Below are 7,713 nucleotides of genomic sequence, written 5' to 3' on the forward strand. Positions count from 1 at the left end.
GGACCTCGCCGGTCACGCCGCCGGAGAGGTCCGAGAGCAGGTAGAGGGCCGAGCCGCCGACATCCTCCAGCGTCACCGTGCGCCGCAGCGGGGCGTGGGCCTTCTGGTGGTTGAACATCAGCCGCGCATCGGCGATGCCGGCGCCCGCCAGCGTCCGCATGGGGCCGGCGGAGAGGGCGTTCACGCGGATGCCGTCCGGCCCGAGGTCGGTGGCGAGGTAGCGCACCGAGGCTTCCAGGGCGGCCTTGGCCACGCCCATCACGTTGTAGTTGGGCATCACCCGCGTCGAGCCGCCGTAGGTCAGCGTCAGCAGGGAGCCCCCCTGCCGCATCCGCCTAGCCGCGCGCTGGGCGATCTCGGTGAAGGAGAAGCAGGAGATCGTCATGGTCCGCGAAAAATTCTCGCGGGTGGTCACGTCGACGTAGCGGCCCTTGAGCTGGGCCTTGTCGGAGAAGCCGATGGCGTGGACGACGAAGTCGAGTTCTCCTTCGAACTCAGTGTCCAGGCGCGCGAAGGCCGCGTCCACCGAGGCGAGGTCCTCCACGTCGCAGGGGATGACGATGTCGGAGCCGAGCCGGGCGGCCAGCGGCGTGACCCGACGGCCCAGCGCGTCGCCCTGATAGGTGAAGGCGAGCCGCGCGCCGTGCTGGTGGAGGGCCTTGGCGATGCCCCAGCCGATGGAGTGGTCGTTGGCGACCCCCATGATCAGGCCGCGCTTGCCCGCCATCAATCCCGTCATGCGATCCCTCATCCCGCTCTCGGCCGGACCCTCGGGCAGGCTCGGTCAAGAGGGGAGCCTTAGCCCGCAGGCCGCGGCGCTGTCCAATCCGGAGCCCATGCGCCGGCGCCGTCTCCGGGCCGGCCACGCTCCTCAGGCGCTGCGGACGTCGAGCGTGGCGGTCTCCGCGGAGAGCATGCGCAGCGCCTTCTCCGCCTCGGCTCGTGCATCCGCCAGGCTGCATCCGAACGGGACCGGCAGCGCCACGGTCTTCTCCGGCTCGTCGGTCCAGACCAAGCTCACGATCGACCGCTTGCGCACGAGGTCGTGGGTCAGGGCGGCGACGGTCACGCTCGGATGCGATGGTTCGGTCATGGCATGCTCCCCGTGGTGGAGGACCCGTCTTCGACCTCCGCCGTCGGCGGACGCGCGTCAGGCGTCGACGTGCTTGAGCACCAGGGTCGCGTTCGTCCCGCCGAAGCCGAAGGAGTTCGAGAGGACGTGGCCGAGCTGGACGCCGTCGCGGCGCTGCCGCAGGATCGGCATGTCGGCGAAGGCGGGGTCGATCTCGTCGATATGCGCGCTCTCGCAGATGAAGCCGTTGTTCATCATCAAGAGCGAATAGATCGCCTCCTGCACCCCCGTGGCGCCCAGCGAATGGCCGGTGAGCGACTTGGTGGCGGCGATCGGCGGGCAGGCGTCGCCCCGGCCGAAGACTTCGCGGATCGCCTCGATCTCCTTCTCGTCGCCCACCGGCGTCGAGGTGGCGTGCGGGTTGATGTAGTCGATCCGCGCGCCCTTCAGACCTTCGATGGCCTGGCGCATGCAGCGCACCGCGCCCTCGCCGGAGGGGGCGACCATGTCGTGCCCATCGGAGGTCGCGCCGTAGCCGGCGATCTCGCCGTAGATGCGCGCGCCGCGCGCCTTGGCGTGCTCCAGTTCCTCCAGCACCAGCACGCCGGCCCCGCCGGCGATGACGAAGCCGTCGCGGTTGGCGTCGTAGGCGCGGGAGGCGCGGGCCGGGGTGTCGTTGTACTTGGCCGACATGGCGCCCATGGCGTCGAACAGCACCGACAGGGTCCAGTCGAGGTCCTCGCAGCCGCCGGCGAAGATGATGTCCTGGCGCCCGCCCTGGATCACCTCGGCGGCGTTGCCGATGCAGTGGTTCGAGGTCGCGCATGCCGAGGAGATCGAGTAGTTGACGCCCTTGATCTTGAACCAGGTGGCGAGCGTGGCGGACGCCGTCGAGGACATGGCCTTGGGCACCGCGAACGGGCCGACGCGCTTGGGCCCCTTCTCGCGGGCGATGGCGGCGGATTCGACGATCACCTTCGTCGAGGGGCCGCCCGAGCCCATGATGATGCCGGTGCGGTCGTTGGAGACATCGCCGGCCTCCAGCCCCGCGTCGCGGATCGCCTGATCCATCGCCACGTGGTTCCAGGCCGTGCCGCCGCCGTGGAAGCGCATCGCCCGCCGGTCGACCACGCCTTCGGCTTCGAGGGTCGGCGCCCCGGAGACCTGGCTGCGGAAGCCGTGCTCGACGTAGCTCGCGTCCCGCGTGATGCCGGAGCGTGCCTCGCGCAGGGACGCGAGCACTTCCTGCGTGTTGTTGCCGATGGACGAGACGATGCCCATCCCGGTGATGACGACACGGCGCATGAAACAACTCGTCTCCGGCGCGAAGCGGGATCTCGCCGCGCGCTTCCGTTCAGCTAGGATGCCGCAGGCACAATCTCAACTGCCGGGCACGCATCCCGATGCCGGGCGTCCCGCGTCGGTTCCAAAAAATCAGCTCTGGAACAGGGCGACGCGCAGGTCCTTCGCCTCGTAGATGCGCTTGCCGTCCGCCTCGAGCCAGCCGTCGGCGATGCCGAGCACGAGCTTGCCCTGGCGCACCCGCTTGAGGTCGACGCCGTAGACCACCTGCTTGACGGAGGGCAGAACCTGATCCGAGAACTTCACCTCGCCGACGCCGAGCGCCCGGCCGCGGCCCGGCGCGCCGAGCCAGCCGAGATGGAAGCCGACGAGCTGCCAGAGGGCGTCGAGGCCGAGGCATCCGGGCATGACCGGATCGCCCTTGAAGTGGCAGGGGAAGAACCAGAGGTCGGGGCGGATGTCGAATTCGGCGAGCACGTGCCCCTTGCCGTAGGCGCCGCCCTCGGGCCCGATCGAGGTGATGCGATCGAACATCAGCATCGGCGGCAGGGGCAACTGGGCGTTGCCCGCCCCGAACAGCTCGCCCCGCCCGCAGGCCAGCAGGTCCTCGTAGGAATAGCTCGATGCGCGGGCCAGGCCCTGGGGCGCGGTGTTCTCGGCGTCGGACGACATGAAGGCGGACGAATCCTCGTGAGGTTCTGAAGGGCCGGCTCTGGCGAGGCCGGCGGCGACGCGGGGGATGGGATGTTCGCGCGGCACCGTCCCGGGCGGGGTCCGGCCCCGTGCGGCCTCGTTAGCACAGGGGGTCGGCGCCTTCAAAGCTGCGGGGGGATACGCTGCGGATCGCACCCAGCACGAACACCCGGATCGCCGAGGACAGGTTCTGGCCCCCGCGCTCCGAATCGATCGTGCCGACGAGCCCCTGGACCGACTGCCCGCGCGCCGCCGCGATCTCGCGCAGGGCCTCCCAGAACGGCTCTTCGAGGGAGACGCTGGTGGAATGGCCCGCGATCATCACCGAGCGCTTCGGGACGCCCGCGCTCACGTCTCCGGCTCGTCGGAGGCGAGCCGGTGGCCCTCGTGCCGGGTCTCCTCCAGGCGCTTGCGCTTCTCCTGGAGGGTCTTGGCCTTCTTCGGGCGGCCGAAGGCGATCCGGTTGTCGGCCGCCTTCGCCGCGTCGGCCGCCCGCTCGCGGGCCTTGCGGGCCTGACGCAGGTTGATGATCTCGGCCATGCCCTCGGTCTCCCTCCGGACCGGCCGACGCAGGAACCGCATCGGCCGAATCCCAAAAAGAATCAGTCGGCGCTGGGGGCCAGCATGGTCTCGGGCCGCACCACCCGCTCGAACTCGGCCTCCGTGACGTAGCCGAGGCGCAGGGCCTCCTGCTTCAGGGTGGTGCCGTTCTTGTGTGCGGTCTTGGCGATCTCGGCGGCCTTGTCGTAGCCGATCGAGGGGGCGAGCGCGGTGACCAGCATCAGCGAGCGGCTCATCAGGTCCGCGATCCGGTCCTCGTTGGCCTTGATGCCGACGACGCAATTGTCCGTGAAGCTCACGGCCGCATCCGCCAGGAGGCGGATCGATTGCAGCACCGCGTTGGCGATCACCGGCTTGAACACGTTCAGCTCGAAATGGCCCTGCGAACCGGCAAAGCTCACGGTGGTGCCGTTGCCGATCACCTGGGCGCAGACCATCGTCAGGGCCTCGCACTGGGTCGGGTTAACCTTGCCCGGCATGATCGAGGAGCCCGGCTCGTTCTCCGGCAGGGAGAGTTCGCCGAGGCCCGAGCGGGGCCCCGAGGCCAGCAGGCGGATGTCCTGGGCGATCTTGAACAGGCCGGTGGCCAGCGCCGCCAGCGCCCCTTGCGTGAACACCAGGGCGTCGTGGGTGGCCAGCGCCTCGAACTTGTTCGCGGCCGAGGTGAAGGGCAGCCCGGTCAGTTCCGCGACCTTGGCCGCGAACTTCTCCGCGAAGTCGGGATGGGCGTTGAGGCCGGTGCCGACCGCGGTGCCGCCCTGGGCCAGCGCCAGCACGCCGGGCAGGGTCGCGGCGATGCGCGAGCCGCCGAGCGCCACCTGCGCCGCGTAGCCGGAGAATTCCTGGCCGAGGGAGACGGGCGTTGCGTCCTGGAGATGGGTGCGGCCGATCTTGACGATCGATTCGAAGGCCTTGGCCTTGGCGTCGAGCGCCCCGTGCAGGTGGGTGAGCGCCGGCATCAGCCGCTCGTAGATCTCCCGCGACACCGCGATGTGCATCGCGGTGGGGAACACGTCGTTCGAGGACTGGCCGCGGTTGCAGTGGTCGTTGGGGTGCACCGGCGACTTGCCGCCGCGCTTGCCCCCGAGGCGCTCGTTGGCGAGGCTCGCGATCACCTCGTTGGCGTTCATGTTGGATTGCGTACCCGAGCCGGTCTGCCAGACCACGAGGGGGAACTCGTCGTCGTGGCCGCCCGCCACCACCTCGGCGGCCGAGGCGGCGATGGCCTCGGCGACCCGCGGCTCCAGGCCGCCCAGGTCCTGGTTCACCAGGGCGGCGGCCTGCTTCACCAGGCCCAGCGCATGCACCAGGGGCGCCGGCATGTGCTCGGTGCCGATCCTGAAGTTCTGGATCGAACGCTGGGTCTGAGCGCCCCAGTACCGGTGGGCCGGAACCTCGATCGGCCCGAAGGTGTCGGACTCGGTGCGGGTGGCGGTCTCGGTGGTCTGCGGCGACATCGTGGCCTCTACGTCTGCTGCGGTGCGGTGCCTACTTAAGACAGGGACGATCGAAGCGCGATGGCGCGGCACGTGGCGCCTCGACAAACGGGGCGGGCTGTTCTGTCCGTCCTCAGGAGAGAATGCCGCCGATGGCGACGCTGGTCGAGACTCCGCCCCATCCGATTCCGCGCCCGGTCCGGTTCCGGCCGCCCGTGCCGCGCCCGCGGCGCAGGGCCATGGGCCTGTTCGAGTTCCTGAAGGCCGCGCGGCACAACCCGATCACCACCTGGATGGAGGCGCATTTCGAACTGCCCGTGGTGGCGGGCGACGGCGCCATGGGCCGCATCACCGTGGTGAGCGACCCGGCCCTGATCCGCTACCTCTTGGTGGAGAACGCCGCCAACTATCGCAAGGACGACCTCCAGCGCCGGGTCCTGGCGCCGGGCCTCGGCAACGGCCTGCTGAGCGCGGAGGGCGACGAGTGGCGCCTCCAGCGCCGGACGCTCGCCCCGATCTTCTCGGCGCGGACCGTCCAGGGCTTTTCCGATTCGATGAACGCGGCCGGCGCGTTCCTGGCCCGCCGCCTGGCCCGGCGGGACGGCAAGCCCGTGGACGTCGCCCTGGAGATGACCCGCGTCACCCTCGACGTGCTGGAACGGACGATCTTCACGCAAGGGCTGCCGGGGGACCCGGATGCCCTGGGCCGGGCCATCACCCGGTTCCTGGAGGCGGTCGGGCCGATCGATCCCCTGGACGTGTTCGGCGTGCCGGATTTCGTGCCCCGCCTCGGCCGCCTGCGGGCGCGCCCGGCCGGGCGCTTCTTCGCGGAGGTGGTCGACGAACTCATCGCCCGCCGCAAGGCCTTGATGCAGACGGGTGCGGCCCCGCAGGACCTCCTGACCCTGCTGCTCGCCGCCCAGGACCCCGAGACCGGCAACGGCCTCACCGACCTGGCGGTGAAGGCCAACATCGTCACCTTCATCGCCGCCGGCCACGAGACCACGGCCAACGCCTTGACCTGGGCGCTCTACTGCCTGTCGCAGGACGCGGATTCCCTCGCCCGGCTGGAGGAAGAGGTCGATGCGGAGGCCAGCGAGACCTTCGCGGTCGAGCGCCTGCCCTTCGCCAAGGCCGTGATGGAGGAGGCGATGCGGCTGTTCCCGCCGGTCCCGTTCCTGAGCCGGCAGGCGATCCGGGACGACCGCCTCGGGCGGATCAAGGTGCCGCGCGGCTCGATGGTGCTGGTGGCGCCCTACGTGCTCCACCGCCACAGGACCCTGTGGGACGATCCGGACGCCTTCGTGCCCGACCGCTTCCTCGGGACCGCCCGCGAAGACATCCCGCGCTTCGCCTACCTGCCCTTCGGGGCGGGGCCGCGGGTCTGCATCGGCCAGAGCTTTTCCCTGCAGGAAGCGGTAATCGTCCTGGCCCACATCGTCCGCACGGTGCGCTTCCGCCTGCCGGCCGACCACCCTCCCGTCACGCCCCTGCACCGGGTGACGCTGCGGCCCGAGCACGGGCTGCGGATGGACGCGACGCGGCGCGGGTGAGGCTAGAAATCAGCTCTTCTTGCGGAACGCGTCGAGGCTGACGACCTCGGCGCCCGTCTCCTCGCCCTCGCCGTCCTTCTTGGCCGGGCGGGGCGCCTTGGGCTCCTCGGCCTTGGCCCCGTTCTGGGCCGCGGGGGCGGGCAGCACCTTCGGGACGCCGCTGCCGATCGCCGCCAGCCCAGTCCCCTTGGGCTTGATCTCAGTGGGTTCGGAGGCCGCACCGCGCGGGCCGGCCTTGAGGGACACCGGGGCCGCATCGGGCTCGGTCACCTCGCTCGGATCGGTGAGGTCGAACTTCAGGCCGAACTGGACGGAGGGGTCGAAGAAGCCCGAGAGGGCGTCGAAGGGCACGAGCAGCCGCTCCGGCACGCCCGAGAACGACAGGCCGACCTCGAAGCTGTGCTCGGTGACGCCGAGGTCCCAGAACTGGTGCTGGAGCACGATCGTCATGTCCTGCGGGTACTTCTCCCGCAGGGCCTGCGACATCCGCACCCCCGGCGCCTCTGTGCGGAACGAGACGTAGAAATGGTGCTCGCCCGCCAGCCCCTCGCGGGCGGCGTCGGTCAGCACCTTGCGCACGACGCCGCGCAGGGCTTCCTGGACGAGAAGGTCGTAGCGGATCAGATCGTCTGCCATCTGCGGTCGTTCAGCCCGGTCTGCCCGACGAGGGGCCCACGTCGAGGGCGCGGGCCGGATCGAGGAAGGTTGCGTGGATGCTCAGCGGTACAGGGTGCATCCGAACCCAGCCTGAACGATGCGAACCGCCAGGACATCAGCAAGGACTTATTTCGGCAAGGACTTCCGATCACCGGCGACACGATCCGGAAAGGCGCGCGGCCCTTGCCGATCCCGTCACGTCCCCGCCGGAGCCCAGGGCGCTCTGCCGGCCGGTGCGGCCACAGGTCCTGGGTTCGGGTGGAGACGCCGCGTGCGAGACGCATATGTCCGAAAGACGGTTCATCGCCGTAGCCGGCCTCACGACCGGCCCACTGAATATAGAAGGGATCGCCCCGGTTTTGAAGCCCGATGATGGCGCCCCCCGGTCCGATGTCGCGGATGTGTCCGGAAACGCGCGGTCCGGCGCCGGGCCTTGGCG

The 7,713-nt window shown here is 70.3% G+C and carries 9 protein-coding genes; 1 reads left to right on the top strand and 8 read right to left on the bottom strand.

Features of this window, described 5'->3' with window-relative positions; translation table 11 throughout:
- From fabI to fumC, 7 genes are all read right to left on the bottom strand, one after another.
- Positions 1 to 739: enoyl-ACP reductase FabI (fabI, locus tag COGEMETH_RS15880; protein WP_238183577.1), on the bottom strand; the 739-nt coding region annotated here is incomplete at its 3' end.
- A gap of 132 nt (positions 740 to 871) precedes the next feature.
- Entirely contained in the window at positions 872 to 1,093 is a 222-nt protein-coding gene (locus COGEMETH_RS15885) for a hypothetical protein (RefSeq protein ID WP_238183578.1), read from the bottom strand.
- Between the two features lie 57 nt (positions 1,094 to 1,150).
- The gene (gene fabB, locus COGEMETH_RS15890) at positions 1,151 to 2,377 is read right to left on the bottom strand and encodes a beta-ketoacyl-ACP synthase I (protein ID WP_238183579.1); all 1,227 of its coding nucleotides are present in this window, start codon (positions 2,375 to 2,377) and stop codon (positions 1,151 to 1,153) included.
- A gap of 129 nt (positions 2,378 to 2,506) precedes the next feature.
- Positions 2,507 to 3,046, bottom strand: a complete 540-nt coding sequence (gene fabA, locus COGEMETH_RS15895; protein WP_238183580.1) for a 3-hydroxyacyl-[acyl-carrier-protein] dehydratase FabA — start codon at positions 3,044 to 3,046, stop codon at positions 2,507 to 2,509.
- Positions 3,047 to 3,167: 121 nt separating this feature from the next.
- On the bottom strand, positions 3,168 to 3,419 hold the full coding sequence (locus tag COGEMETH_RS15900; RefSeq protein ID WP_238183581.1) for a ribbon-helix-helix domain-containing protein: 252 nt from the start codon (positions 3,417 to 3,419) through the stop codon (positions 3,168 to 3,170).
- On the bottom strand, positions 3,416 to 3,607 hold the full coding sequence (locus COGEMETH_RS15905; protein ID WP_238183582.1) for a DUF4169 family protein: 192 nt from the start codon (positions 3,605 to 3,607) through the stop codon (positions 3,416 to 3,418). Before COGEMETH_RS15905 ends, COGEMETH_RS15900 begins: the two co-directional genes overlap by 4 nt.
- 62 nt (positions 3,608 to 3,669) lie before the next feature.
- Positions 3,670 to 5,085, bottom strand: a complete 1,416-nt coding sequence (gene fumC, locus COGEMETH_RS15910) for a class II fumarate hydratase (RefSeq protein ID WP_238183583.1) — start codon at positions 5,083 to 5,085, stop codon at positions 3,670 to 3,672.
- 131 nt (positions 5,086 to 5,216) lie between these two features.
- Between fumC and COGEMETH_RS15915 the strand changes: the two genes are divergently transcribed.
- A complete protein-coding gene (locus COGEMETH_RS15915) occupies positions 5,217 to 6,617 on the top strand; it encodes a cytochrome P450 (protein ID WP_373875379.1) in 1,401 nt (466 codons plus the stop codon).
- 9 nt (positions 6,618 to 6,626) lie between these two features.
- Here COGEMETH_RS15915 and COGEMETH_RS15920 read toward each other — a convergent pair whose 3' ends face one another.
- Positions 6,627 to 7,253 carry an SspB family protein gene (locus COGEMETH_RS15920; protein ID WP_238183585.1) on the bottom strand — a complete coding sequence of 209 codons (627 nt, stop codon included), beginning with the start codon at positions 7,251 to 7,253 and terminating at the stop codon, positions 6,627 to 6,629.
- Between the last annotated feature and the right edge of the window lie 460 nt (positions 7,254 to 7,713).

Origin of the sequence: Methylobacterium trifolii (assembly GCF_022179685.1) — a bacterium.
Lineage (GTDB): Bacteria > Pseudomonadota > Alphaproteobacteria > Rhizobiales > Beijerinckiaceae > Methylobacterium > Methylobacterium trifolii.